The 24,852-nt window shown below is 68.2% G+C and carries 29 protein-coding genes, 1 tRNA gene and 1 riboswitch; of the genes, 12 read left to right on the plus strand and 18 right to left on the minus strand.

Annotation, left to right across the window (positions count from 1 at the left end):
• The 4 genes from IU514_RS16040 to IU514_RS16055 all read right to left on the minus strand — a co-directional run.
• The coding region (locus IU514_RS16040; protein WP_194932294.1) for a TPM domain-containing protein at positions 1–768 on the minus strand (768 nt) is incomplete at its 3' end.
• A gap of 61 nt (positions 769–829) precedes the next feature.
• On the minus strand, positions 830–1,504 hold the full coding sequence (locus IU514_RS16045) for a LemA family protein (protein ID WP_194932160.1): 675 nt from the start codon (positions 1,502–1,504) through the stop codon (positions 830–832).
• 180 nt (positions 1,505–1,684) lie between these two features.
• A complete protein-coding gene (locus IU514_RS16050) occupies positions 1,685–2,410 on the minus strand; it encodes a TerC family protein (protein ID WP_194932295.1) in 726 nt (241 codons plus the stop codon).
• 92 nt (positions 2,411–2,502) lie between these two features.
• On the minus strand, positions 2,503–2,883 hold the full coding sequence (locus IU514_RS16055) for a diacylglycerol kinase (protein ID WP_194932161.1): 381 nt from the start codon (positions 2,881–2,883) through the stop codon (positions 2,503–2,505).
• A 254-nt stretch (positions 2,884–3,137) separates the two neighbouring features.
• On the opposite strand from IU514_RS16055, the gene IU514_RS16060 reads away from it, so the two are divergent.
• Together IU514_RS16060 and IU514_RS16065 are read left to right on the plus strand one after the other, a co-directional pair.
• Complete coding sequence (locus IU514_RS16060; protein ID WP_194932162.1) at positions 3,138–3,440, plus strand: putative quinol monooxygenase; 303 nt, start codon at positions 3,138–3,140, stop codon at positions 3,438–3,440.
• A gap of 31 nt (positions 3,441–3,471) precedes the next feature.
• Positions 3,472–3,939, plus strand: a complete 468-nt coding sequence (locus IU514_RS16065) for a VOC family protein (RefSeq protein ID WP_194932163.1) — start codon at positions 3,472–3,474, stop codon at positions 3,937–3,939.
• Positions 3,940–3,995: 56 nt separating this feature from the next.
• Here the strand turns inward: IU514_RS16065 and IU514_RS16070 are convergent, their stop codons facing one another.
• The 6 genes from IU514_RS16070 to IU514_RS16095 form a co-directional block, all read right to left on the minus strand.
• Positions 3,996–5,045 (minus strand): isoaspartyl peptidase/L-asparaginase family protein, encoded by a 1,050-nt coding sequence (locus tag IU514_RS16070; protein ID WP_194932164.1) that lies wholly within the window; start codon positions 5,043–5,045, stop codon positions 3,996–3,998.
• Between the two features lie 132 nt (positions 5,046–5,177).
• Positions 5,178–6,419: an ABC transporter permease gene (locus tag IU514_RS16075; protein ID WP_194932165.1), complete on the minus strand. Its 1,242-nt coding sequence runs from the start codon at positions 6,417–6,419 to the stop codon at positions 5,178–5,180.
• On the minus strand, positions 6,416–7,135 hold the full coding sequence (locus tag IU514_RS16080) for an ABC transporter ATP-binding protein (RefSeq protein ID WP_194932166.1): 720 nt from the start codon (positions 7,133–7,135) through the stop codon (positions 6,416–6,418). The genes IU514_RS16075 and IU514_RS16080 overlap by 4 nt, the downstream gene beginning before the upstream one ends.
• A complete protein-coding gene (locus IU514_RS16085) occupies positions 7,132–8,697 on the minus strand; it encodes an efflux RND transporter periplasmic adaptor subunit (RefSeq protein WP_194932167.1) in 1,566 nt (521 codons plus the stop codon). The genes IU514_RS16080 and IU514_RS16085 overlap by 4 nt, the downstream gene beginning before the upstream one ends.
• 135 nt (positions 8,698–8,832) lie before the next feature.
• Positions 8,833–10,107 (minus strand): sensor histidine kinase, encoded by a 1,275-nt coding sequence (locus tag IU514_RS16090; protein ID WP_194932168.1) that lies wholly within the window; start codon positions 10,105–10,107, stop codon positions 8,833–8,835.
• Positions 10,108–10,119: 12 nt separating this feature from the next.
• Positions 10,120–10,830, minus strand: coding sequence for a response regulator transcription factor (locus IU514_RS16095; RefSeq protein ID WP_194932169.1), 711 nt, complete (start codon positions 10,828–10,830; stop codon positions 10,120–10,122).
• A 113-nt stretch (positions 10,831–10,943) separates the two neighbouring features.
• On the opposite strand from IU514_RS16095, the gene IU514_RS16100 reads away from it, so the two are divergent.
• Complete coding sequence (locus tag IU514_RS16100) at positions 10,944–11,285, plus strand: DMT family protein (RefSeq protein WP_194932170.1); 342 nt, start codon at positions 10,944–10,946, stop codon at positions 11,283–11,285.
• A gap of 30 nt (positions 11,286–11,315) precedes the next feature.
• Here IU514_RS16100 and IU514_RS16105 read toward each other — a convergent pair whose 3' ends face one another.
• The 4 genes from IU514_RS16105 to nudE are packed head-to-tail and all read right to left on the minus strand — an operon-like array spanning position 11,316 to position 13,824.
• Positions 11,316–11,621 (minus strand): Mpo1-like protein, encoded by a 306-nt coding sequence (locus IU514_RS16105; RefSeq protein ID WP_194932171.1) that lies wholly within the window; start codon positions 11,619–11,621, stop codon positions 11,316–11,318.
• 22 nt (positions 11,622–11,643) lie between these two features.
• Positions 11,644–12,486, minus strand: coding sequence for a nucleoside triphosphate pyrophosphohydrolase (gene mazG, locus IU514_RS16110; protein ID WP_194932172.1), 843 nt, complete (start codon positions 12,484–12,486; stop codon positions 11,644–11,646).
• Positions 12,479–13,276 (minus strand): 3'(2'),5'-bisphosphate nucleotidase CysQ, encoded by a 798-nt coding sequence (gene cysQ / locus IU514_RS16115; RefSeq protein WP_194932173.1) that lies wholly within the window; start codon positions 13,274–13,276, stop codon positions 12,479–12,481. Before cysQ ends, mazG begins: the two co-directional genes overlap by 8 nt.
• Positions 13,273–13,824, minus strand: coding sequence for an ADP compounds hydrolase NudE (gene nudE / locus IU514_RS16120; RefSeq protein WP_194932174.1), 552 nt, complete (start codon positions 13,822–13,824; stop codon positions 13,273–13,275). The genes cysQ and nudE overlap by 4 nt, the downstream gene beginning before the upstream one ends.
• A 95-nt stretch (positions 13,825–13,919) precedes the next feature.
• Between nudE and bioA the strand changes: the two genes are divergently transcribed.
• Positions 13,920–15,332 (plus strand): adenosylmethionine--8-amino-7-oxononanoate transaminase, encoded by a 1,413-nt coding sequence (gene bioA / locus IU514_RS16125; RefSeq protein ID WP_386761137.1) that lies wholly within the window; start codon positions 13,920–13,922, stop codon positions 15,330–15,332.
• Complete coding sequence (locus IU514_RS16130; protein WP_194932176.1) at positions 15,323–16,060, plus strand: 16S rRNA (uracil(1498)-N(3))-methyltransferase; 738 nt, start codon at positions 15,323–15,325, stop codon at positions 16,058–16,060. Before bioA ends, IU514_RS16130 begins: the two co-directional genes overlap by 10 nt.
• A gap of 48 nt (positions 16,061–16,108) precedes the next feature.
• Here the strand turns inward: IU514_RS16130 and IU514_RS16135 are convergent.
• Positions 16,109–16,182, minus strand: a tRNA-Gly gene (locus IU514_RS16135).
• Positions 16,183–16,269: 87 nt separating this feature from the next.
• On the minus strand, positions 16,270–18,078 hold the full coding sequence (locus IU514_RS16140; RefSeq protein WP_386761135.1) for an autotransporter domain-containing protein: 1,809 nt from the start codon (positions 18,076–18,078) through the stop codon (positions 16,270–16,272).
• 194 nt (positions 18,079–18,272) lie between these two features.
• Here IU514_RS16140 and thiS point away from each other — a divergent pair, with 194 nt between their 5' ends.
• The 4 genes from thiS (at position 18,273) to IU514_RS16160 (ending at position 22,344) form a co-directional block, all read left to right on the plus strand.
• Positions 18,273–18,473 (plus strand): sulfur carrier protein ThiS, encoded by a 201-nt coding sequence (gene thiS, locus IU514_RS16145; protein WP_194932296.1) that lies wholly within the window; start codon positions 18,273–18,275, stop codon positions 18,471–18,473.
• An 86-nt stretch (positions 18,474–18,559) separates the two neighbouring features.
• A riboswitch (cyclic di-GMP riboswitch) is annotated at positions 18,560–18,639 on the minus strand.
• 205 nt (positions 18,640–18,844) lie between these two features.
• On the plus strand, positions 18,845–19,651 hold the full coding sequence (locus tag IU514_RS16150; RefSeq protein ID WP_194932178.1) for a thiazole synthase: 807 nt from the start codon (positions 18,845–18,847) through the stop codon (positions 19,649–19,651).
• A 90-nt stretch (positions 19,652–19,741) separates the two neighbouring features.
• A complete protein-coding gene (gene trmB, locus IU514_RS16155) occupies positions 19,742–20,485 on the plus strand; it encodes a tRNA (guanosine(46)-N7)-methyltransferase TrmB (RefSeq protein WP_194932179.1) in 744 nt (247 codons plus the stop codon).
• Positions 20,486–20,505: 20 nt separating this feature from the next.
• A complete protein-coding gene (locus tag IU514_RS16160) occupies positions 20,506–22,344 on the plus strand; it encodes an SLC13 family permease (protein WP_194932180.1) in 1,839 nt (612 codons plus the stop codon).
• Positions 22,345–22,357: 13 nt separating this feature from the next.
• On the opposite strand, the gene IU514_RS16165 is transcribed toward IU514_RS16160, so the two are convergent.
• Both IU514_RS16165 and IU514_RS16170 read right to left on the minus strand, forming a co-directional pair.
• Positions 22,358–22,810 (minus strand): hypothetical protein, encoded by a 453-nt coding sequence (locus IU514_RS16165; RefSeq protein WP_194932181.1) that lies wholly within the window; start codon positions 22,808–22,810, stop codon positions 22,358–22,360.
• Between the two features lie 66 nt (positions 22,811–22,876).
• Positions 22,877–23,248, minus strand: a complete 372-nt coding sequence (locus IU514_RS16170; protein WP_386760747.1) for a Rieske (2Fe-2S) protein — start codon at positions 23,246–23,248, stop codon at positions 22,877–22,879.
• A 67-nt stretch (positions 23,249–23,315) separates the two neighbouring features.
• Here IU514_RS16170 and IU514_RS16175 point away from each other — a divergent pair, with 67 nt between their 5' ends.
• Genes IU514_RS16175 through mscL form a run of 3 tightly spaced genes read left to right on the plus strand, consistent with a single transcriptional unit; the run spans position 23,316 to position 24,773 of the window.
• Positions 23,316–23,609, plus strand: a complete 294-nt coding sequence (locus IU514_RS16175; RefSeq protein ID WP_194932183.1) for a hypothetical protein — start codon at positions 23,316–23,318, stop codon at positions 23,607–23,609.
• Positions 23,606–24,325, plus strand: coding sequence for a fumarylacetoacetate hydrolase family protein (locus tag IU514_RS16180; protein ID WP_194932184.1), 720 nt, complete (start codon positions 23,606–23,608; stop codon positions 24,323–24,325). Before IU514_RS16175 ends, IU514_RS16180 begins: the two co-directional genes overlap by 4 nt.
• 40 nt (positions 24,326–24,365) lie before the next feature.
• The gene (mscL, locus tag IU514_RS16185) at positions 24,366–24,773 is read left to right on the plus strand and encodes a large-conductance mechanosensitive channel protein MscL (protein WP_194932185.1); all 408 of its coding nucleotides are present in this window, start codon (positions 24,366–24,368) and stop codon (positions 24,771–24,773) included.
• Positions 24,774–24,852 lie beyond the last annotated feature (79 nt).

The following is a 24,852-nucleotide window of genomic DNA, read 5'->3' on the forward strand; positions in this document are numbered from 1 at the left end:
GCCGAAGCCGCCGCCCCCCCAGCCGCCAAAGCCACGGTCGCGGGCATAACGGCCTGCCGGCATGGTCACCAGCCCCATGAAGAAGCCGACCAGTGCACCCAGGCCGCCAACCAGCACCAGCGACGAGATCAGCCAGGCGATGCCACCCGCCGCACCCGCGGTCAGCAGGCCACGCAACGGCGCCGGCGCGCCGCGGAAGATGGCGCGCGCCACCTGGGCGACGATGAAGGCGACGAACAACGCGAATACCCAACTGCTGCCGCCCGCACCGCGCTCACTGCGGTGGTCGGCCATCGGGGCCGGAAGCGGCTCGCCGTCGATCAGTTTGACCAGCACGCCGGAGGCATCGCGGATGCCGCCTGCATAGTCGCCGGCGCGGAACTTGGGAACCATGTATTCCTGGATCACGCGCGCCGAAGTCGCGTCGGGAATGGCACCTTCCAGGCCATAACCGACCTCGATGCGCACGCGACGGTCATCCTTGGCCACGACCAGCAGCAGACCGTCGTCGACGCCCTTGCGGCCGATTCGCCATTGTTCAAACGCGCGCACCGCGTACTGGGCGATGTCCTCGGGCTGCGTTGTCGGAATGACCAGCACCTGCAACTGACTGCCCTTGCGCTGTTGCAGCGCGAGCGCCTGCGCCTCCAGCTGTTGCTTCGTGGCGGCATCGAGCGTGCCGGTCGTGTCGATGACCGGAGACGTCAGTGGCGGAATCGGCGCGAGCTGCTGCGCCTGCGCGAAGGCGCAGGCGAGCATCAACACCATCAACGCGGCCACGCGCCGCGCGGCGATGCGCCATCTGGTCACGGCCGCTTACCGCGCCGGCTCAGCCGTTCGCCGGAGCGGGCTGCTGCTGCGGCGGCTGTTGTGGCTGCTGCGGCTGCTGTTGCGGCTGCGGCTGAGCCGGCTGGCCGAAATCGACCTTCGGCGGTTCCTGGATCTGCGCCGCGTTCTCGACGGTGAAGTTGGGCTTGGGCTTGTAGCCGAACATCATCGCCGTGAGGTTGACCGGGAACTGGCGGATGTAGGTGTTGTAGTCCTGCACCGTGCCGATGTAACGCTGGCGCTCGACGGTGATCCGGTTCTCGGTGCCTTCCAGCTGTGCCTGCAACTGCAGGAAGTTCTGGTCGGCCTTCAGTTGCGGATAGTTCTCGCTGACCACCAGCAGGCGGCCGATCGCGCTCTGCAGTTCGCCCTGCGCCTGCTGGAACTGAGCCAGCGAAGCCGGGTCGTTTGCGTTGACGTTGATGCTGCCAACCCTGGAGCGTGCCTCGGTGACCTGCGTCAGCACCTGCTGCTCATGGCTGGCGTAGCCGCGCACGGTGTTGACCAGGTTCGGCACGAGGTCGGCGCGGCGCTTGTAGACGTTCAGCACCTGAGACCACGCGGCCGTGACCGCTTCATCCTTCTGCTGGATGGTGTTGTAACCGCAGCCGCTGAGCATGACGGCCAGGCAGGCCAGCACAAAGACCTGGACAACGCGGGGGGCGAACCGGGACATGACGCGACTCCTTCCGAGACATAGGCCGGCATTGCACCACCCGCGGGGGCGGCGCGCAACGGACCGAGCGTCCTCACCTGACGCGTTTCACGCGTCGACCTCTCCCACGAGGGGAGAGGTGTTACGGATCCCTTCACGCGAAAAGAACAGGCGCTTTCGAAGCCGCCCGGAGAACGCGCCTTATTCCGGCAGCAGGCGGCTCTGCGCGCGACGCTTGGCCCACAGGTTCAGGCACTCCACCAGGGCCGAGAAGCCCATCGCGACATAGATGTAGCCCTTGGGAACGTGGACATCGAAGCCGTCGGCGATCAGGAACACGCCGACCAGGACGATGAAGGCCAGCGCCAGCATCTTGATCGTCGGGTTGTGGTCGATGAAGTGGCCCAGCGGCTTGGACGCCAGCAGCATCACGCCCACGGCCAAAAGGATCGCCGCCACCATCACCGGCAGGTGGTTGGCCATGCCGACCGCGGCGATGACCGAATCCAGCGAGAAGACGATGTCGATGACCGCGATCTGGGCGATGACCGCCATGAACGACGCGGCCGGCTTGGTGTGCACGTCCTCGGACTCGGGCTCACCGACGATCAGGTCCTTGATCTCCATGGTGCCCTTCACGACCAGGAACGCGCCGCCCAGGATCAGCACCAGGTCGCGGACCGAGATCCCGAGGCCGAACAGGTTGAACAGTTCGCTGGTCAGGCCAGCGAGCCAGGCCAGAGTCGCGAGCAGGGCGATACGGGTGAGGCAGGCCACCGCGATACCGAAGCGGCGCGCCTTTTCGCGCTGCGCGTACGGCAGCTTGCTGACCGCGATCGAGATGAACACCAGGTTGTCGATGCCGAGCACGATCTCGATCGCGCTGAGGGTGACGAGGGTGATCCAGACCTGCGGATCGGTGAGCATTTCAATCACTTGCTTGCTTCCTGAACATTGTTTTCAAACATCGGCCGGGCGGGGCCCGGATCCTTCTCTTCGTGTCGTGTTCTTGTGGACGGTCAGAGCACTCGGGGCAGCAGGATCGCGCCCCAGGTCAGCAGCACGTTCATCATCAGCACGAACACCGCTGCCGAGCCCATGTCCTTGGCGCGTCCGGCGAGCTCGTGGTACTCGGGCCCGTAGCGCTCGATCACGGCCTCGACGGCCGAGTTGAGCAGCTCCACGCTCAGGACCAGCAGCATCGAGCCGACCAGCAACGCCCGCTCCACCCCGGTCTGTCCGGCCCACCAGCCCAGCGGGGCCAGCACGACGAACAGGTAGACCTCGAGCCGGAACGACGACTCGTGCAACCAGGCCGCGCGCAGGCCCTGCATCGACCACTTGGCGGCCTTGAAGATGCGCGCGGGTCCGCGCGGAAGGTGTCCGAACTCGTCTGCCATGGGGAACTCAACAGGCCTGTGAGGGGAAGCCGGCGCGTTTTGGCTGCGCGTGTCCGGGCAGGGACTGCTCGAGGTTCGACATGGTTCGGATCGACGGTGAACCGCGGTGGGATGGCCGCGACAGGGGGCCGATTTTGCCATAAGGCCCGTTCCGGCGCCGTTCGCACCGGGCTCCCGATCCGGCCGTGCGGCTTTCGCATGGCGTTAGCGGCCGCCCGCCTAGCCTGACCTGCCGCCCCCCGGAGAGCCCCGCCATGTCCCGTTGCGCCCTGCTCGCCCGGCTGGAGGCCAAGCCCGGCAAGGAAGAGCAGCTCGAGCAGTTCCTGAAGAGCGCGCTGCCCCTGGCCGAGGCCGAGCCCGGCACCCGCACCTGGTTCGCACTGCGTTTCGGCCCCAGCAGCTTCGGCATCTACGACACCTTCGACACCGAGGCCGGTCGCCAGGCCCACCTCGATGGACCGATCGCCGCGGCCCTGATGGCACGCGCCGACGAACTGCTCGCCACGCCCCCGCAGATCGACCGCGTCGACCTGCTGGCCAGCAAGCTGCCGCACTGACCCTCGCCCACCAACGGATGGAGACCTGCCCATGAGTGTGAATCCCGTTCCCGACGGCTACCACAGCGTGACGCCCTACCTGATCGTCGATGACGCCGAACGTGCGCTGGCGTTCTATCGCGAGGCGCTCGGCGCCGAAGAGGTGGTGCGCTTGCCGATGGCCGGAAAGATCGGTCATGCCGAGATCCGAATCGGCAACTCGATGGTGATGCTGTCGGACGAATGGCCGGACATGGGCGCGCTCGGCCCGAAGTCGCGCGGCGGCGCGACCTCCTCGTTCGTGCTGTATGTCGAAGACGCCGACAAGGCGTTCGACCGCGCGGTGAAGGCCGGAGCCAAGGTCGACAAGCCGGTCGAGAACCAGTTCTGGGGCGACCGCATGGGTTCCGTAACCGATCCGTTCGGCCACAAGTGGAGCTTCGGCTCGCACGTCGAGGACGTGTCGCCGGAGGAAATGAAGAAGCGGATGGACGCCTGGGCCAGCCAGCAGGGCGGCTGAATCGCCCCGAGGAACAGCGCCGGCGCATCGCGCGCCGGCGCGCTTGAATACTCGCGTTACCTGCGGCGCGTCGCCTCGGCGCTAGCCTCTTCCTCATGGATCGCCGTGCCGCGGCTGCCGTCGGGCTTGATCCAGCCACGGAACATGCTGCCGCTGTTGAACGGCATGGCGATGTTGCCGTCGCTGTCCAGCGCGATCGCACCGCCATCGCCGCCCGCTGCCGGCACGATCTTGTTGACGACCTCCTCGGCTGCCGCCTGCAGCGAGTCGCCCCGGTAGGCGACACGCGCGCAGATGTCGTGGGCGACCGCATTGCGGATGTAGAACTCGCCCCAGCCCGTGCCCGACACGCCGCAGCGGGAGTCGGCCCAGGTACCGGCGCCGATGATCGGCGAGTCGCCGACGCGACCCCACTTCTTGTTGGTCATGCCGCCGGTGCTGGTGGCCGCGGCGATATGGCCCTGCGCGTCGAGCGCGACCGCGCCGACGGTGCCGAAATAGGTCGGCGCATCGCCGTCGGAAGTGCGCGCCTCGCGCTTGCCCTTGGCGGCCTCTTCCTGCTGCGCCTTCTCCAGTTGCTTGCGGCGCTTGTCGGTGTCGAACCAGTTGTTGGGCACGCGCTCGATCTCCGGATGCGTATCGGCAAACGCCTCCGCGCCTGCGCCCGCCAGCATCACGTGGGGGCTCTGTTCCATCACGGTACGCGCCAGCTTGATCGGGTTGCGCACCGTGGTGACGCCCGCCACCGCACCGGCGCGGCGCGTGTGGCCTTCCATGATCGAAGCGTCGAGCTCATGGCCGCCCTTGGCGTTGAACACCGCGCCCTTGCCGGCGTTGAACATCGGCGACTCCTCCATCACGACGATCGCCGCGGTGACGGCGTCCAGCGCGCTGCCGCCGCTGCCGAGGACCTTGTTGCCTGCATCGAGCGCGCGGTTCAGCGCGGCGTGGTATTCGCGCCGGTCCTCGTCGCTGATCGAATCCTTGGGAACGAAACCGGCACCGCCGTGGATGACCAGCGCCGTCTTCGGCGAAGCGGGCTTGTCGGCGGCGTAAGCATTCATGGTGGCGAGGGCGAGGAGCGGGATCAGTAAGTGGGTGCGCATGGCGGGCTTCCGTCGTGAGCTTCGAGGATAGCGCCATCGGACGCGCCACGGCGGTGTGGAAGGGTGGGTATGGACGAGCAGGCGCCAAGTGATCGGCAGCAGCGGCGCATCCGCTGCTGCCATGCGGGGCCGCTACTGCTGCCGCAACGCCTCGATCGGATCGAGCTGCGAGGCTTTCCGCGCGGGGTAATAGCCGAAGAACAGGCCGGTCATGATCGAGAAGGTCGCGGCCAGCGCGATCACCTGCCCATTCAACGCCACCGGAAGCGAACCGAACCTGCCGACCAGCAGCGCGCCGACCACGCCTATCGCGATGCCGAGCACGCCGCCGATCAGCGAGATCAGCATCGCCTCGGCCAGGAATTGCCGTCGCACGTCCGACGGACCGGCGCCGACCGCCATCCGCAGTCCGATCTCGCGGATCCGCTCGGTCACCGACACCAGCATGATGTTCATGATGCCGATGCCGCCGACGATCAGCGAGATCGTCGCCACCGCGCCGAGCAGCAAGGACATCAGCCGCGTGGTCTGCGTACGCGTGGCCACGATCTCGGAGATGTTGCGGACGTTGAAGTCGTCCTCGTCGCCCGGGTTGATGCGATGCCGCTGGCGCAGCAGCGCTTCCACCTCGCCCTGCGCATAGCCCAGGTCCTTGGCGTCGCCGACGGTCAGCGCGATCTGCATCACCGCGCCGGCCGGCAGGCCCATCGCGCCCATCAGGCGCCGGCGCGCGGTCTCCAGCGGCACCATCACGACGTCGTCCTGGTCCTGGCCGAATCCGCCCTGCCCCTTGGGCTTGAGCGTGCCGGCCACGGTGAACGGCACGCGTCCCAGGCGGATGGTCTGGCCGATGCCGGATTCGTCGCCAAACAGTGTCCGGCGCACCGTTTCACCGAGGATCACCACCTTGCCGGCACTGCCGTAGTCCTGCGTGTCGAAGCCCTCACCATCGGCCAGCGACCAGCCGTTGATGTCGAAGAACTCCGGTTGCACGCCCTGCCAGCTGGTCGACGCGTTGTTCTCCGCGTAGACGACCTGGGTATTGCCGCGCAGTGCGCCGGCGACGTACTGCACTTCGGGAATCTCCGTGCGGATCGCCTCGACGTCGCCCTCGTTGAGGGTGAAGAAGCTGGCCGCGCTCATGCGCACGGCACCGCCGCCCGGCCCGCGTCCCGCGCCGGAACCGATGTCCAGCCTTTGCGAACCGAGCCCGGACACCATCTTGTCGATCTCGGCCTGCGTGCCCTGACCGACCGAGACCATCACGATCACCGCCGCGATACCGATGATCACGCCCAGCGACGTCAGTGCGCTGCGCAGCCAGTTGCCGCGCAACGCGTAGATTGCCGTGCGGAGGATGTCGGAGAACTTCATGCCGTCTGCTCCGCGTGCGGCACACCGTCATGCAGCGCGCCGTCGTGCATCACGTAGGTGCGGTCGGCGTGGGCCGCGACGCCTGCATCGTGGGTGATCAGCACGATGGTGTGGCCGTCGTCGCGCAGTCGCTTGAACAACGACAGGATCTCCTCACCGGTGCGGCTGTCGAGCGCGCCGGTGGGTTCGTCGGCAAGCAGGATCGGCGGCCGGTTGATCAGCGCGCGCGCGATCGCCACGCGCTGCTGCTGGCCGCCGGACAGTTCGGTCGGGCGATGGCTGGTGCGGTCGCCCAGGCCCACCGAGGCGAGCATCTCGCGGGCACGATCCAGGCGGTCCTGCGGCGGCACGCGCGCGTAGCCCAGCGGCATCGCCACGTTCTCCAGCGCGCTCATGCGCGGCAGCAGGTTGAAGCCCTGGAACACGAATCCGATCTTGTCGCGCCGGAGCGCGGCGAGGTCTTCGGCATCGAGCGTGGACACGTCGACACCGTCGCACTCGTAGGTGCCGGACGTGGGCGTGTCCAGGCAGCCGATCAGGTTCATCAGCGTCGACTTGCCGGAACCGGACGGCCCCATGATCGCGACGAACTCGCCGCGTTCGATGCGCAGGTCGACGCCGCGCAGCGCCAGGACCTCCGCCTCGGTGCCGGACGCGTAAGTCTTGGACAGCCCGTCGGTGCGGATCACCGCGATGTTGCCGGACGCAGCGCTCATTCGCGGGCACGCTCACCGGTGACGATCAGGTCGCCCTGCTTGAGGCCGCCACCGGACACTTCGGTGGTGGTGCCGTCGCTGGCGCCGATGCGCGCCATCAGCGGCTGCGGCTTGCCGTCGACGATGCGGTAAATCGTCGCCCGCTTGGCGTTCAACAGCGCCGCCAGCGCGGCATCCCATTGCTGCCGCTGCGCGTCGTCGAGGCTGGAGCGGAAGGTGCCGAAATCCTCGCGGAACCGCTCGGCCATGCGCTGGCGGATCTGCGCCTGCACATTGGCGCCGCTGCCACCGGCGACGACCATCATCCCGCCCGGGCCGCCCGGACCTCGGCCGCCGCCTGCTCCGAACAGCCGGTTGCCGTTACCACCGTCCGGCGACGCCTGCGCCTGGCGCGCAGCCTGGCGCTGTCGCACCGCCGCGGCCGCCTCGTCGAACGCCGCCTGCTGTCCGGCGTCGAGCTTCAGGCTGGCCGCCGTGCGCGACAGGTCGTCGATCAGGCCGCTGCCGCCGCCGCGCATGACTGTCACCTGCGGCTGGCCAGGCGTGCCGTTGTCGGCCGGCTTGTAGCGCAGCGCCGCATTGGCGAGCTTGAGCACGTCGTCGCGACGGCTGACTTCGATCTCCGCGTTGACCGTAAGTCCTGGCAGCAGCGTGCCGTCGCTGTTGTCGACCGTCACCACCACCGGGTAGGTGACGACGTTGCTGGTCGTGGTTGCCGACAGGCGCACCTGCTCGACCTTGCCGCGGAACTGGCGGTCGGGAAACGCGTCGACGGTGAAGGACACGTTCTGTCCCGGACGAACCTGGCCGATGTCGGCCTCGTCCACCGCCAGCACGATCTGCATCTTGCTCAGGTCCTCGGCGATGGTGAAAAGCTCCGGCGCCTGCAGGCTCGCGGCCACGGTCTGGCCCGGCTCGATGCTGCGCGTAAGCACGACGCCGTCCACCGGCGAGCGGATCACGGTGCGGTCGAGGTTGACCTGCGTGGTCTGCGTCGAGGCGGTCTGCTGGCCGATCTGCGCCTGCGCGGCATTCACCTGTCCGCGTGCCTGGTCCAGCGCGGCCTTGGCGAGGTCCACGTCGCTGCGCGCCACCAGCTCGCGCGCGCCGAGGTCGGCCTTGCGGCGGTAATCGAGCTCGGCATTGAGCAGCGTCGCCTTCGCCTGTTCCAGCGTCGCGCGTGCGTTGGCGATCTGCGCGTTGCCCTGCGCGATCTGGGCTTCGTAGGTCTGCGGATCGATGCGGGCGATCACCTGCCCCTTGCGGACCTTGTCGTTGAAGTCGGCCAGCACTTCCGTCACCTGGCCCGAGATCTGGCTGCCGACCGTCACCGTCGAGATCGCGCTGAGCGTGCCGGTCGAGGAAATCGCCACGCGGATGTCGCCGCGCTCCACCGTCGCAGTGCGATACGTGCCGGCCGACGCCTCCGCGCCGCGCTGCCGGTAGAGATACGCGCCGGTGGCGACGGCCAGCACCGCGACGGCGACCACGGTGTTGCGGACTGCGCCGTTACGGAGCCAGTGGGGTTTGCGTGCTGCGGTGGGCTTGCGTGCTGCGCTCATGGGGCTCGCTTGGGTGGTCATGCCGGCGGAAACGCGCGCGAAGGCACGCGGTTGACAGCGTCGGAAGGGATTCGTTCAGGGCCGTGCATCCTGACAGATGCACCAGCAGCTCAGACCGTCGCAGCCGCGAGCGGTTCAGTGGCCGAAATGGATCACCGCGAGGGTGCCCTGCCCGGGCGTGCTGCTCAGCGTGACCGGCCAGCCGAAGCGGTCGCCGAGGCGACGCACGATCGACAGGCCCATGCCGCGTCCGTCAGCGCGGCGATCGTCTGCACGGAAGAACGGATCGAAGGCCTTGGCCAGCGTTTCCGGCGTCATGCCGATGCCGCTGTCGCGGATCTCGATGCGGTCCTGCGCGAGCAGCAATTCGATCCGGCCCTGGTCCGTGTAGTGCACGGCATTCTCGAGCAGGTTGCCTACCATGACGCTCAGCACGTGGCGCGGCGCGGTAAGAAGTGGCGCACCCTCGTCGCGCACGCTCAGCTCGACCGGCTTGTCGGCCAGCTCCGGCTTCACTTTCGCGACTTCGGCATCGACGATCTCGCGCACCGCGAACTCCTCGCTCAGCGGCGCGACGTCGGACTCCCGGGCGAGGATCAGGAACGCGTCGATCACCGCCTCCATGTCGCGGCCGGCATTCCTGACCCGGTTGAGCGAGCGCTCCAGGCGCGGCGGGAGATCTGGCTCGGCCAGCATCAGGTCGCTGGCGACCCGGATCACCGTCAGCGGCGTACGCAGCTCATGGCTGGCATCGCGCGTGAAGTCGCGCTCGCGCTGCACGAACTCGTTCAGTCGCGTGGCCAGGCCGCCCAGGGCGCTGGACAGCCTGCTGACCTCTTCGCCGGCATCGGCAGGCAGGCGGGCCGGTGAGATCGCGCTGGCGTCGGGGTCGCGCGGATCCCACTGCGCGACCTGGTTCGCCAGCCAGCTCACCGGCGTCACCAGCCGCTTGGACGTGCGGTAGGTCTGCCAGATCAGCACGCCACTGGTCAGCAGCGACAACAGCAGCGACACCAGGCCGGTGAGCAATACCGACTGGTCGGCCATCCACGCCGAGAACACCAGGTACAAGGTGCCCTGCGGCCGGACATCCACGAACACCATGCGGCCGGGCTCGGAAGAGCGATGCAAGCCGGGCTCCATGTCCCGCAATGCTTCCGGCAATGCGTCGTCGCTCTTTCCTGCCAGGACGAGGTAGCCGGTCATCGTCGACGACACCGGCAGGCGATGGTCGGGTTGGATCGCGCGCGCCACCCAGAAGGCCTCGGCCTCGCTGCGCACGCGCTGCTCGATCACGGAATGGCGCACGATGACCGCCGCGAGCGTGATGCCCAGCGTGATCACGATGCTGCCGATCAAGGCCTGCGTGACGAACGCAAGCTTGATCCTGCGAGGAAGCCCCTGTGGCATGGAAACGTTGCGTCAGTCCGGTGGTTGCGAAATGTCCGCCACGCGATAACCGGCACTTTGCACCGTATGCAGCAGCTGCTTTTCGAACGGTTTGTCGATGGTCTTGCGCAGGTTGTAGAGATGGCTGCGCAGCGTGTCGGAGTCCGGGAGGCCGTTGCCCCAGATCTCGCGTTCGATTTCCTGGCGGCTGACCACGCGCGGCGATTCGCGCATCAGGATCGTCAGCAGGCGCAGGCCGATCGGCGACAGCTGCAGCTCGCTGCCGCCGCGCGTCACGCGCAGGCTGGCCGGGTCGAGCACGAGGTCGGCGACTTTCAGCACCTCGCCTCCCACCTGGCGGCGCTCGCGACGGATCAGCGCGCGCAGCCGTGCTTCCAGTTCCTGGATGGCGAAAGGCTTGGTCAGGTAATCGTCGGCGCCGGCCCCGAGGCCGGTGAGCTTTTCATCGAGGGTGTCGCGCGAGGTGAGCATCAGCACGGGCGTGGACTTGCGTGCTTCTTCACGCAGCTTCTTGCAGACCTCGATGCCGTCCATGCGCGGCAGCATCAGGTCGAGCACGACCACGTCGTAGTTGTTTTCGGCGGCCAGGCGGTAGCCGTCGACACCGTCAGAGGCGTAGTCCACCTCGAAGCCACGGCTTTCGAGGTACTCGCCCACCATCTCGGAAATGTTGCGGTTGTCCTCAACGATCAGGACCAGACCGCCATCTCTGCCACCTTGCATAAGGCCATCCCCTCCTTCAGTTTTGTGAAGGCTGCCGTCTTGCGGGTAGAGGACACGTGAAGGCGATAGGCTACGCCGATTCCGACGTAAGTTTCCATTCAGCGCCAGCCCCCATGCCCTTCGACCGCCTCGCCCCCATCCTGCTCCTTCTGGGCTCGAACGTCTTCATGACCTTCGCCTGGTACGGCCACCTCAAGTACAAGTCGGCGCCGCTGCTGATGGCCATCGTCGCCAGCTGGGGCATCGCCCTGTTCGAATACACCCTGATGGTCCCCGCCAACCGCATTGGCAGCTCGGTCTACTCGGCGCCCCAGCTGAAGGGCATGCAGGAAGTGATCACCCTGCTGGTGTTCGCCGGCTTCTCCGCCTGGTACCTCGACCAGCCCCTGAAGTGGAACCACTGGGCCGGCTTCGGGCTCATCGCCGTCGCGGCGTGGCTGATCTTCCTCGACTGAGCCCGGACATCCGTCCCGGGCCTGCCCGGCTCAGAACCGGATCTTGCCGCTGACGATGTCGCGGAACATCACCCAGTCCCCGACGAACGAATAGAACGGGTACCGGAACGTCGCCGGCCGGTTCTTCTCGAAGAAGAAGTGGCCGACCCAGGCGAAGCCATAGCCGCACACCAGTGCCGCCAGCAGCCACCAGGCGTTGCCCTGGGTAACGGCGACCACCAGCAGCGCGAGCACGCCGCAACTGCCGATGAAGTGCAGGCGCCGGCTGGTCCGGTTGCTGTGCTCGCTCAGGTAGAACGGGTAGAACTCGCGGAAGCTGTGGAACTGCTGCGACATGCGCCCTCCTCGGGCCGTCAGGTCAACCCTTTTCGTCCGCCTTGGCACGGTCCCAATAACGATCCTGCTCCTGCAGCGACAGGCCGGCAAGGCCGGTGCCGTCGGCCTCGGCCAACACTTCCATCGCCCGGAACCGGCGCTCGAACTTGAGGTTGGCCCGGCGCATCGCGGCGCCGACGTCGACCTTGGCGTGCCTTGCGATGTTGGCGGCGACGAACAGCAGGTCGCCGATCTCGTCCTCCAGCCGGTCGCGGGCGGCGGCGTCGCCCGGGTCGGCTTCCAGCGCCGCGAACTCGACGCGCACTTCCTCGATCTCTTCGTGCAGCTTGGCGATCACCGGCGTCACGTCCGGCCAGTCGAAGCCGACGCGGGCGGCGCGCTTCTGCAACTTCACCGCGCGCTGCCATTCCGGCAGCCCCCGCGCGATGCCGGCGAGCGCAGACGTGTCCTGGTGGCCGTTCTGCTCGCGCTCGCGGCGCTTCTGTTCTTCCCAGGCGATCGTCTGCGCCTCGGCGTCTTCCACCGAGGCGTCGCCGAACACATGCGGGTGCCGGCGCACCATCTTGTCGCTGATCGCAGCGACGACATCGTCAAAACCGAAGGCGCCTTCTTCCTGCGCCATGCGCGCATGGAACACGACCTGCAGCAGCAGATCGCCGAGCTCGTCCTTCAGGTCAGCCAGGTCGCCGCGGTCGATCGCGTCGGCGACTTCGTAGGCCTCCTCGATCGTGTACGGCGCGATCGTGGCGTAGGTCTGCTCAACGTCCCACGGACAGCCGTGCTGCGGATCGCGCAGCCGGGCCATGATCTCGACCAGGCCCTCGATTCCGCCGGGTAGCGTGCCGGCGCTCCGGTCTTCAGCCATGCAGCCATTGCCTCCACGGCAGAGCGGTATCGCCCAGGGCGATGAAATCGCCGTTGAGGATGCGCTCGCGCTGGTTGTAGCGGAACGGCCGGCCCTGCGGATCGAACACACCGCCGCCCGCGCCTTCGAGCACGCACTGCCCGGCCGCGGTGTCCCACTCGCTGGTCGGGCCGAAGCGCGGATACACGTCCAGGCCGCCCTCGGCGAGGCGGCAGAACTTCAGCGACGATCCCAGGCCGAGCGGCTCGACCTCGCCCATCCTGGCAATGAACCCTTCGGTGCGGGTATCGCGATGCGAGCGGCTGGCCGCCACGCGCAGCGGCGACGTCGCCGGCGCACGCACGCGCAGCTGCGTTTCCCGGTCGCCCTGGCGCAGGAACGCGCCCAGCGTCGCGCCGCCGTGCCACAACTGGCCCGTCACCGGCGCCTGCACCACGCCGAACACGGCGACGCCATCCTCGATCAGCGCGATGTTGACGGTGAACTCGCCGTTGCGCTTGACGAACTCGCGCGTGCCGTCTAGCGGGTCGACCAGCCACAGCCGTGTCCACTGGCGGCGCATCGCGGTCGGCACCTCGTGCGCGGATTCCTCGGACAGCACCGGGATGTCCGGCGTCAGCCGCGCCAGGCCGTCGACGATGCAGCGGTGCGCGGCCAGGTCGGCCGCGGTCAGCGGCGAGTCGTCGTCCTTGTGCTGGACGGCGAACTCGCTGTCGTAGATGCCCAGGATCGCCGCTGCGGCGTCCTGCGCCAGCGCGATCACGCCTTCGCGCAGCTCACGGGAAATCATGCCGGTTGCGTCCTCAACCATTCTCTTGCGATGAACAATGCCGCGATGCTGCGCCCCTCGGAGAAGTCCTCGCACAGGATCAGCTCATGCAGCGCGTCGAGCTTCCACGGCACCACTTCCAGCTCTTCCGGCTCGTCGCCGGGCAGCCGCTCGGGATACAGGTCGCGCGCCAGCACGAGGTGCGCCTGGTGGCTCATGTACGTTGGCGCCAGCGTCAGCGCGCGCAGCACCGTCAGCGAACGGGCGCCGTAGCCGGCTTCTTCCTTCAGCTCGCGATCGGCGGCCTGCTCGGGGGTCTCGCCGGCATCGATGCGGCCCTTGACCAGGCCGAGCTCGTAGCGGTGCACGCCGGCGGCGTATTCGCGCACCAGCAGCACGGTGTCGTCGTCGAGCATCGGCACCACCACCACGGCGCCGTGGCCGCGGCCGTGCAGGCGTTCGTAATGGCGGCGCTCGCCGTTGGCGAACTCCAGGTCCAGCCGCTCGAGCCGGTACGGACCGGCGTCGTGCTCGGTGATGCGGTGGATGATGGGCAGCCGGCGGGTCATCGCGCGGCCCCGGGTCGGGTGCCGGCGTCGGCACAGCGCGGCAGGCGCATTGACGGGATAATGGAGGGATGCACAAGACGACTCACGATGCCGGGATGCTAACAGAGGCTGCGGCCGCGCAGGCTGCAGGCGACGACGCCGAGGCCTGGCGCAGGCGCGACCTTGCCGTGCTGTGGCACCCGTGCACGCAGATGCGCGAGCATCCCGACACACTGCCGCTGCTGCCTATCGCCCGCGGCGAAGGCCCCTGGCTGGTGGGCCGCGACGGCCACCGCTACCTGGACGCGATCTCGAGCTGGTGGACCAATCTGTTCGGCCATGCCGAGCCGCGCATCGCCGCCGCGATCGCCCGGCAGGCGACGACGCTGGAGCACGTGATTCTGGCCGGCTGCTCGCATGCACCCGCGGTCGAACTGGCCGAGCGGCTGCTCGCCATCGCGCCGCGCGAGCCGGGGCGCGAACCGCTGACCAAGGTGTTCTACGCCGACAACGGCTCGGCCGGCGTCGAGGTCGCGCTGAAGATGGCCTTCCACTGGTTCCGCAATCGCGGCGTGGAGGGACGCACCAAGTTCATCGCGCTCGACAACGGTTACCACGGCGAGACGCTCGGTGCACTCGCGGTCGGCGACATCCCGCTGTACCGCCGCGTTTACGCGCCGCTGCTGGCGGAAGCGCTGTTCGCACCCTCGCCCGACGCCTACCAGTGCGAGCCAGGCGAAACTCCGGCCGACCGCGCCCGGCGCGCCGCCGGTACGCTCGGCGAACTGCTGCAGCGCCATGCCGATGAAGTCTGCGCGCTGATCCTCGAGCCGCGTGTGCAGTGCGCCGGCGGCATGCGCATGCACGATCCGCTGTACCTGAAGCTGGTTCGCGAGTTGTGCGATGCGCACGGCGTGTTCCTGATCGCCGACGAGATCGCGGTCGGCTTCGGCCGCACCGGGACGATGTTCGCCAGCGAGCAGTCGGGCGTGCAACCGGATCTGCTGTGCCTGTCGAAGGGCCTGACCGGCGGTTCGATGCCGCTGGCCGCGGTACTGGCCACGCAATCGATCTACGACGGCTTCCTCGACGACTCGCGCGAGAAGGCCTTCCTGCATTCGCACAGCTACACCGGCAACCCGCTCGCCTGCGCCGCGGCACTGGCGACGCTCGACATCTTCGCCAGCGACGGCGTCATCGCGCGCAACCGCGTCACCTCGCAGCGCATGGCGGACCTGGCGGCTGCATTCGCAGACCACCCGCACGTGGCCGACGTGCGCCAGGCCGGCATGATCGTCGCGTTCGAACTGACGCGTAACGGCGACAAGCGCACGCCGTTCGATTCGGCCGCACGCATCGGGCTGCGCGCCTACCGCGCCGCGCTGGATCGCGGCGTGCTGCTGCGGCCGCTGGGCGACGTGCTGTACTGGATGCCGCCGTACTGCATCGACGACGATGCGCTGCAGTTGCTGGCCGCGACCACGCGCGCCGCCATGGACCACGCCATCGAGGAGGCCGCATGCGCCTGACCCGCGTTCATGTCGAAAAACCTCTGCAGGTCGGCAGCGAAGTCGTCCTGCCCGAAAGCGCCGCAGCACACCTGACCCGCGTCTTGCGCCTGGGCATCGGCGATGCCTGCGTGCTGTTCAACGGCGACGGCCGCGACTATGCCGGGCGCATCGCCGCCACGGGCAAGCGCGAAGTACGTGTCGCGATCGAAGGCGTCGCCGACGTCGCCCGCGAATCGCCGTTGCAACTGGTGCTGCTGCAGGGCGTGGCACGCGGCGAGAAGATGGACCTGATCCTGCAGAAAGCGACCGAACTGGGCGCATCGGGCTTCCACCCGCTGTGGTCGCAGCGCAGCGAAGTGAAGCTGGACGAAGCCCGCGCGGAGAAGCGCCTGGCGCATTGGCGCAGCGTCGTCGCCTCGGCCTGCGAACAAAGTGGCCGCGCGCAGGTGCCGGACGTGCACGTGCCGGTATCGCTGGCGGCAACGCTGTCGTCATTGCCTGCCGGTGGACTGCGGCTGATCCTGGATCCGGAAGGCGAACTGTCCTTCGGCACGCTCGCGCTGGACGCAGCGACTCCGGTCTACCTCGCGATCGGCCCGGAAGGCGGCTGGTCCGACAACGACCGCGAGCAATTGCGCGCGGCTGGTTTCCTTGGACTCCGTCTCGGACCGCGCATCCTGCGCACCGAGACCGCGGGACTCGCCGCGATCGCGGCATTGCAGGCGGGCTTCGGCGACTTCCGCTGACGCTCGCCAAGCAAAAAACAAAGCCCGCTTGCGCGGGCTTTGTTTTTTTGGAGCGGGTGATGGGAATCGAACCCACGCTAGCAGCTTGGGAAGCTGCAGTTCTACCATTGAACTACACCCGCGTTGCGTCTTCAGTCTAAGCCCGCCGCATGCGACTGGCAACGCGGCGCCACCGGAGCGGCGCCGCGCGGATCGCTTAAGCGGACCGTTTAGAACGTGCCGTTCACGCTGACGAACACGGTGGCGTCGTTGCCGCCCTTCTGACCCACCGTCAGGCTGGTGCCGATATCGGCGCCCAGTCCGAACATCTCGGTGCGCGCACCGAAGGTCATCGTGCCGTAGTCGCGATCGAACTCCACGCCCGGCACCGCGTACGGTGCGAGACCCGGCATTGAACGCAGCTGGGCGAAGGCTTCTTCTGCCTCTTCCTCGAACTGGTGGTCGTAGGTCAGGCGGGCATACGGATGCAGGTTCTCGCCCAAGGCGGCCTGCAACTGCCAGCCGACGCTGCCGATCAGCGAGTCGAACTCCTGGTCCGGGAAGCTCAGCGCGGTGGCTTCGGTGCTGTTCTCGTCGTAGCCGTCGAGGTCGATGCTCTGCGACACCAGCGAGACCACCGGGCCGTGCTTGAAGGAATCGCTGCCGAAGTCCCAACCGGCGCTGGCGGCGATGCCGAGGTTCTCGCCGTCCGGCGAACCGCTGTGCACGCGCGTGACCGGGCCGAGCTGGACCTGGCGCTCGATGTCGTAGCTCAGCCAGGTGTAGCTGACCTGGCCGTTCGCCCAGAACGCGCCGCTCGACCAGCCGAGGTAGCCGCCCAGCGTGGCATCGCTCTGGTCGAACTCGCCGCGGCGCTTGCCCCAGTCGAGCTTCTGTTCGCCGTAGCCCGCGAAGCCGCCGAACACCAGCGCGCCGCTCGACCAGTCGGCGCCGAAGGTCAGCGTCGGACCCATGCCGTCGTAGGTGTCGCCGTCGCCGTAGCGCTGCGAGTCCAGGCGCATGTCGGCCCACCAGCGCATGCCTTCGCTGTCTTCCGGACGCTGCTCGGCCTGGGCCGACACGCGATCGGCGCGAGCGCGGCCGACGGTCTCGGCAGAGTGCGTCAGCACCGCCATCTGGCGCGGCGCCTCGAGGAGGGACAGCGCGTAGTCGGCGAGGATCGCGTGTGCCTTCGACGAGGGATGCACGCCGTCGGCGAAGACATAGGCGTCCGGCACGTCCGGTGCGACGTACGAGGCCGGGTTGCAGAACAGCGACGAGCTGCCAGCCGGCGCCGGCTGCGTGCGGCAGCCCGGGTCGGTGACGTTGCGGAAGCCGTACGGCGCCGGGTTGCTGGTGATCTCGCGCAGCAGGTTGAAGGTGTCGACCGGGATCACGCGCAGGTTGGCGCTGGCCAGGCCAGCGAACAGCGCGTTGTTGTAGGTTGTCGACAACTGTGTGCCAGCGGCCATGCCGGCAGCGCCCTGGCGGCGGAAGTCCGGGGTGATACCGATGTCGGGCACGGTCGGCACCAGCACGTAGCGCGCACCGGCGTTCTGCAGCGCGGCGACGTTGCCGACCTGCGAGGTCACCGCGGCACCGAGGATGGCCTGCGCCTGCGCCGGCACGGCCGCGGCGGCGAAGATGTCGTTGGCGCCGCCCCACACCGTGTACAGCGCGTTGGCGTCGGCGCGGCCGCCGTTGGCGGCGAGATGGGTGTTGATCTGGGTGGTCAGCGACGGGATCGCGCCGAACGGGCTGGTGCCGTTGGTGCCGGTACGGGCACCGCCGACGGCGTAGTTCGTGCCGCCCTGGTTCGACGGGGAAGCATTGGCTCCATAGAAGTTGGCCACGTATTCCGACCAGACCAGGCCTGGGTTGGTGGTGAAGCGGCCGAGCAGCGCGCCGTTCGGGCCCACGGCCTGGATCAGCGCCGGGCGGAAGGTGCCCGAGTCGGTGAGGCTGTCGCCGAAGAAGACGGTCTTGGAGTAGGTCTGCGCTGCGGCCGGCATCGCCATCGAAACGGCGGCAGCCGCCAGCGCCGTGGCCAGAATGGTACGGACAGGATTCATCTGCTTGTTCTTCCCCAATTGATTGGAATGGTCCCTTGACCCGCCCGACGTACGGCCGCGGATGGCAGCATCGAATCATGGGCGGCGTCCCCGCACAAGCGGCGACGCGGCAAATACCGTGCCGGCTGGCCGCGGCGGCGGACCGGCGCGACAATACCCGCATGGAAATCACCCTCAATGGCGAGCCGCGCGCGATCGCGGCGACGATGACGGTTCTGGAATTGCTGGCGCAGGAGGGCCTGGGCGAACGCCGGGTCGCGGTCGAGGTCAACGGCGAGATCGTTCCGCGCAGCCGCCATGGCGAGCATGCCCTGGCATCGGGCGACCGCATCGAAATCGTGCACGCGCTGGGCGGCGGTTAGGCGTCGGCTGGCTGGGACAGACCCAGCAGGACGCCCCCGGAGGGGGCGATGCCGTTTAGGAAAACCGCGCGGTGAATACCGTGGCGGACGGGAACCCGGCCATCCCGCGTAAGCAGGACCCGAGGCTTTGCGACGCCGGCTTGCGCCGGTTGTGCCTTTTCGTGCCGCACGGTATTGCACCGCGCGGAGCTTCTCGACCTGGGCAGCGGGGAACAGGGGGATACCCGCCGACGCTCGCGAGCCGCTCCATGGCCTATACGCATCGACTTGGGGCCCTAGGCCAAACGTTTATGCATTTTTCAGCTTCGCGCGACTGCCGGTCGGCTTCGGCCGACAACCGGCGCCGGACCCGGCGCTGGTAACATTTAGCGATGACTGCCCTCCTCCATACCGCACTGGCGACCGACTCCCTGGTCGTCGCCGGCAAGCCCTATTCCTCGCGCCTGCTCACCGGCACCGGCAAGTTCGCCGACCTGGAACAGACGCGCCTGGCCACCGACGCCGCCGGCGCGCAGATCGTCACCGTCGCGATCCGCCGCACCAACATCGGCCAGAACCCCGGCGAGCCGAACCTGCTCGACGTGCTGCCGCCCGACCGCTACACGATCCTGCCCAACACCGCCGGCTGCTACACCGCCGACGACGCCGTGCGCACCTGCCGCCTGGCGCGCGAGCTGCTCGACGGCCACAACCTGGTCAAGCTGGAAGTGCTCGGCGACCAGAAGACCCTCTACCCCGACGTCGTGCAGACGCTGGCCGCCGCCGAAACGCTGGTGAAGGACGGCTTCGACGTCATGGTCTACACCTCCGACGACCCGATCCTGGCCAAGCGCCTGGAGGAGATCGGCTGCGTGGCGGTGATGCCGCTTGCCGCGCCGATCGGCTCGGGCCTGGGCATCCAGAACCGCTACAACCTGCTTGAGATCGTCGAGAACGCCAAGGTGCCGATCATCGTCGATGCCGGCGTGGGCACCGCCTCCGACGCCGCCATCGCCATGGAGCTGGGCTGCGACGGCGTGCTGATGAACACCGCCATTGCCGGCGCAAAGGATCCGGTGCTGATGGCTCACGCGATGAAGCTGGCCGTCGAAGCCGGACGCGCCGCCTTCAAGGCCGGCCGCATTCCGCGCAAGCGCTTCGCTTCGGCGTCCAGCCCGATCGACGGGATCATCGGGTGAGCCCGTGCGCGAGCCACTGGCTCGCGCACCGGCGAACGCCCGGCCCTGAGTTTCATTGCGCAGCGATCATCCTTCAAAGAAGAACCCCGCTTGTCCGACGCACCCGACACCCGCAAGACCCCGCCCAAGCCTTTCACCGTCGAGGAAGGACGTCGCCAGGTGCGCAGCTTCGTGCTGCGCCAGGGGCGCTTCACGGAGGCGCAGCAGCGCGCGTTCGACACGCATTGGCCACGCTTCGGCCTGGACTACACCGCTGGTGACGGCCGCGGCCAGCCGCGCGATTTCGACGCCGTGTTCGGGCGCAAGGCGCCGCGCGTGCTGGAGATCGGCTTCGGTAACGGAGAGGCCCTGCGCTACGCCGGCCAGCACGACAAGGACCGCGACCTGATCGGCATCGAGGTGCACGCGCCGGGCGTCGGGCGCCTGCTCAATGCGCTGGCCGAAGACGGCAGCGACCACGTCCGCGTCTACCACCACGACGCGGTCGAGGTGCTCAGGAACGAGATCGCCGACGGCTCGCTCGACGAGATCCGCATCTACTTCCCCGACCCCTGGCACAAGAAGCGCCACAACAAGCGCCGCCTCGTGCAGCCGGAGTTCGCGAAGCTGATCACCAGCAAACTCGCCGCGGGCGGCCGCTTGCACCTCGCCACCGATTGGCACGACTATGCCGAGCAGATGTGGGATGTGCTCGATGCGACGCTGGGGCTGGCCAATCGTGCCGGTCCGCGCGGCAGCGTGCCGCGGCCGGAATGGCGACCGCAGACCCACTTCGAAACCCGCGGCCAGAAACTCGGGCACGGGGTGTGGGATCTTCTCTACGACCGGACCTGACGAGCGCCCCACACCAAGGCATGGACACCGCGCTCCCGCTCACCACTGACATGAAGCTCGTGCTCGGGCTGGTGGGCTTCACGATGGTGATGTTCCTGTTCGAGCGCATCCGCGCCGACGTCGTCGCCCTCGTCGTGCTGGTGCTGCTGGGCCTGTCGGGCGTGGTCGAGACCGACGAGCTGTTCAACGGCTTCTCCGGTAACGCGGTGATCAGCATCATCGCGACGATGATCCTCGGCGCCGGCCTGGACCGCACCGGCGCCCTCAACCGCCTCGCCGGCTGGCTGCTGCGCCGGGCCAGGGGCGTCGAACAGCGATTGCTGCTGCTGACCAGCGCGGTCGCGGGCATCAACTCCTCGATCATGCAGAACCCGTCGGTGATGGCGCTCTACATGCCGGTGGCTGCGCGCCTGTCCTCGCGTACCGGCCTGACCCTCCCGCGCCTGCTGCTGCCGATCGCAGCCGCCATCGTGATGGGCGGCGGCCTGACCATGGTCGGCAACTCGCCGCTGATCCTGCTCAACGACCTGTTGATGGCGGCCAACGCCAACCTGCCCTCGGGTGCGGCGACGCTGGAACCATTCAAGATGTTCGCGCCGCTGCCGATCGGCGCGTCGCTGCTGGCGGCATCGCTGGCCTACTTCCACTTCTTCGGCGACAAGCAGCTGCGCGACGAGGACGGCAAGGGCGCCACGCCGGCACGCACGCAGAGCTACTTCGCCAAGGCCTACGGCATCGACGGCGACGTCTACGAGCTGACCGTGACCGCCGACAGCCCGCTGGTGGGCATGTCGCTGGGTGAAGCCGAGGCGCTGCGCGGCGCACCGCTGCTGCTGGCGCTGAAGACCGGCGAAGAAGCCCGGCTGGCACCGCCGGCGGACGAGCGCATCTGGGTCGGCAGCGTGCTCGGCGCGATGGGTCCGAAGCAGCAGGTCAGCGACTTCGCGCAGAACCACTTCCTGCGCCTGAGTTCGCGGCTGCGCAACTTCGCCGACCTGTTCAATCCGAGCCGCGCCGGCATTTCCGAGGCAGTGATCCCGGCGACCTCGCAGTTCATCGGCAAGACCGGCCGCGACCTGCAGCTGCGCAAGCAGATGGGCCTGAGCCTGCTCGCGGTCAACCGCGACAAGACCGTGCTGCGCGAGAACGTGCGCGACGTCTCGCTGCGCGCCGGCGACATGCTGGTGTTCCACAGCATCTGGACCGACCTGGCCGAAGCCGCCGAGAGCCGCGACCTGGTCGTCGTCACCGACTACCCGAAGGGCGAGCAGCGCCCGCACAAGTTCAAGATCGCGATGGCGATCTTCGCGGTGTCGATGCTGCTGGCACTGTCCTCGCGCCTGCCGGTGTCGATCGCGCTGATGACCGGAGTCGCCGGCATGCTGATCGCCGGCGTGATCCACATCGACGAGGCCTACGCGGCCATCAACTGGAAGACCGTGTTCCTGATGGCCTGCCTGATCCCGCTGGGCTGGGCGATGGACTCCAGTGGCGCGGCGGCGTGGATCGCCGGCCACAGTGTCGAGCAGTTGCCGACCGGCACGCCGGTCTGGCTGATGGAACTGACGCTGGGCCTGCTGACGACCGCGTTCTCGCTGGTGATCAGCCACGTCGGCGCCACCATCGTGGTCGTGCCGCTGGCGATCAACATGGCGCTGGCGGCAGGCGGCAACCCGACCGCGTTCGCGCTGATCGTGGCGCTGTCGGCCTCCAACAACTTCATGACCGCGTCCAACCCGGTGATATCGATGATCACCGGTCCGGCCGGCTACACCGGCAAGGAGTTGTGGAAGATCGGTGGCCCGCTGTCGCTGATCTACACGGCGGTGATCGTGCTGATGGTCAACCTGATGTACTGAGGCCGAGAGGCCCTCACAGGTACCGCTGCAGCGTTTCCAGCTCTTCCCGGCACGCCCGGCTGAAGGCAACGATCGGATCGCCCTCCGCCTTGGATTCCAGCGCGCCGCGCACCAGGTCGGCCAGGGTGATGTTGGGCATCGCGTAGACCTCGGCCGTGCGCTTCAGCAGCCGCTCGGCCTCCTCGAGCACCGGCTGCGTGCACACCAGCTGGATGCGGCAGTACAGGCCATACATGCGCACGATCTGGTTGGCGTCGCTGATCTCGTGTTCCAGCGCGTCGATCATCCGCGCCGATGCTTCGTCGATGTAGGCGCCGTAGAGCGCCTCGCGCTTGGCAATTTCCTCGCGCACGCGCTGGTTTCGGGTGGTGTAGCGCTGACTCAGCCAGGCGGTGGCCAGTGTTGTCAGGCCGCCGATCAGGCTGCCGAACAGCGCCGCCATCGCGGTGATCACGGAGTTTTCCATGCTGCGCCTCCGAAACGGACCGGCCCAACAGCAGCAACGTAAATCCCCGAGAAGTCAGCCGAAAGGTCAATCGCCTAAGAGCACCTGCCCGTCGCGGATCGATACGGCCACGGCACGCAGCGCCTCGCCGCGGCACGGGCCGGCCACGCATTCGCCGCGTTGCAGTTCGAAGCTCGCGCCGTGCGCGGCACAGACCAGCAGGCCGTCCTTGCTCTTGAGGAACTGGCCCGGCGCCCAGTCCAGGCGGCGCCCGGCGTGCGGGCAGATGTTGAACCACGCACGCACGTGATCGCCATCACGGTAGAGCAGCAGCGATTCGGCATCGCTGTCGATGACGGCCTCGACCTCGGCGAATCCGCCGTCCGGAATGCGCTCAAGCGGCAGCAGCACGGCCGGATTTCCGGCCGCGACGTGCTCATTGTTTAACGAAGTTCTCACACCTTCGTTCATACCTGGCCCGATACTCGCCTGCCCGGCGCCGACGCCGCATTGTCTCACGGACCGCATGTTCGCCCAGAGCTTCCGCTTCGATCACCTGCGCTTCCTCAACGGTTTCGAACCGCGCAAGCCCCGTCACCGCCTGGTGCGTTTCGCGCTGGGACTGGTCGGGCTGTCGCTGCTGGCGGTGCTGGTGATGTTCAGCGTCGTGCTCGGCGCGGCCATGATCGCGGCCGGACTCGTGTGGAAGATGTGGAAGCGCCGCCGCCAGCCGATCGCGCGCGATCCCCGCGTCGTCGAAGGCGAGTACCGCGTCGTGCGCACGCCGTCGGCGACCCCGGTCCTGACGCGCCGCGCATGAGCGACGTCGTCCCTGCGCCCTCGCAGCCGCGCATTCCGGTCCGCGGCCAGAACCTCCCCGCCGACAGCACCTTCCCCGTCCGCCGCATCTACTGCGTCGGCCGCAACTTTGCCGAGCACGCGCGCGAAATGGGCGCCGCGGTGCCGACATCGGCCGCCGACCGCGGCTCGCCGGTGTTCTTCTGCAAGCCCGCCGACGCCATCGTTCTCGATGGCGTGGTGCCCTACCCGCGCGGCACGCGCGACCTGCACCACGAAGTCGAACTGGTGGTCGCGATCGGCCGCGACGCGCCCGCCGGCGTGCTCGATGTCGCCGATGCCGATGCGCTGGTCTTCGGCTACGCGGTCGGTCTCGACCTGACCCGCCGCGACCTGCAGGGCGCGGCCAAGGCCAAGGGCCTGCCGTGGGACACCGGCAAGGCGTTCGACCATTCCGCACCGGTCAGCGCGATCGTGCCGGCCGCCGACGCGGGCGCACTCGGTGCGCGCACGCTGAGCCTGAAGGTCAACGGCGAGACCCGTCAGCAGGGCTCGCTGGCCGACCTGGTCTGGAACGTGCCGGAGATCCTGCACGAACTGTCGCGTCTGTTCGCATTGCGCGCTGGCGACCTGGTGTTCATGGGCACGCCGGCCGGCGTCGGCCCGCTGCAGCCGGGCGACCGCTTCGACGCCGAACTCGCCGGCATCGCCACCTTGCAGGGTCACATTACGGCCTGAGAGGTATAGTCGCGATCAGTCCCCCGTTAAGGAACGCACGATGGGCATGATCAGCGAGTTCAAGGAGTTCGTATCGCGCGGCAACGTCGTCGACCTGGCGGTCGGTGTCGTCATCGGCGCGGCTTTCGGCAAGATCGTCACGGCGCTGGTCGATGGCATCGTCATGCCGTCGATCGGTGCGCTGACCGGCGGCGCCAGTGTCAGTGACTGGAAGCACGTGATCCGGCCCGCGCACCTGGATGCCGCCGGCAAGGAGATCGCCGAGGTTGCCATCAAGTACGGCCTGTTCATCCAGACGATCATCGACTTCCTGCTGATCGCCTTCGTCATCTTCCTGTTCCTCAAGGCCTACAACCGCGTCCGCACCCCGGCGGCCGCACCGGCCGTGGCGGAGGACGTGCTGCTGCTGCGTGAGATCCGCGATTCGCTGAAGTCGCGGCAGCCCTGAGGCCGCGCCGGACGTAATGCCAAACGCGGCACAGCCCCGCGTGACTACAGGCACCCCAAGGCGAAGCCGCGAGTTGTTA

It is taken from the genome of Lysobacter niastensis, assembly GCF_015453285.1.
Classification (GTDB): domain Bacteria; phylum Pseudomonadota; class Gammaproteobacteria; order Xanthomonadales; family Xanthomonadaceae; genus Lysobacter_J; species Lysobacter_J niastensis.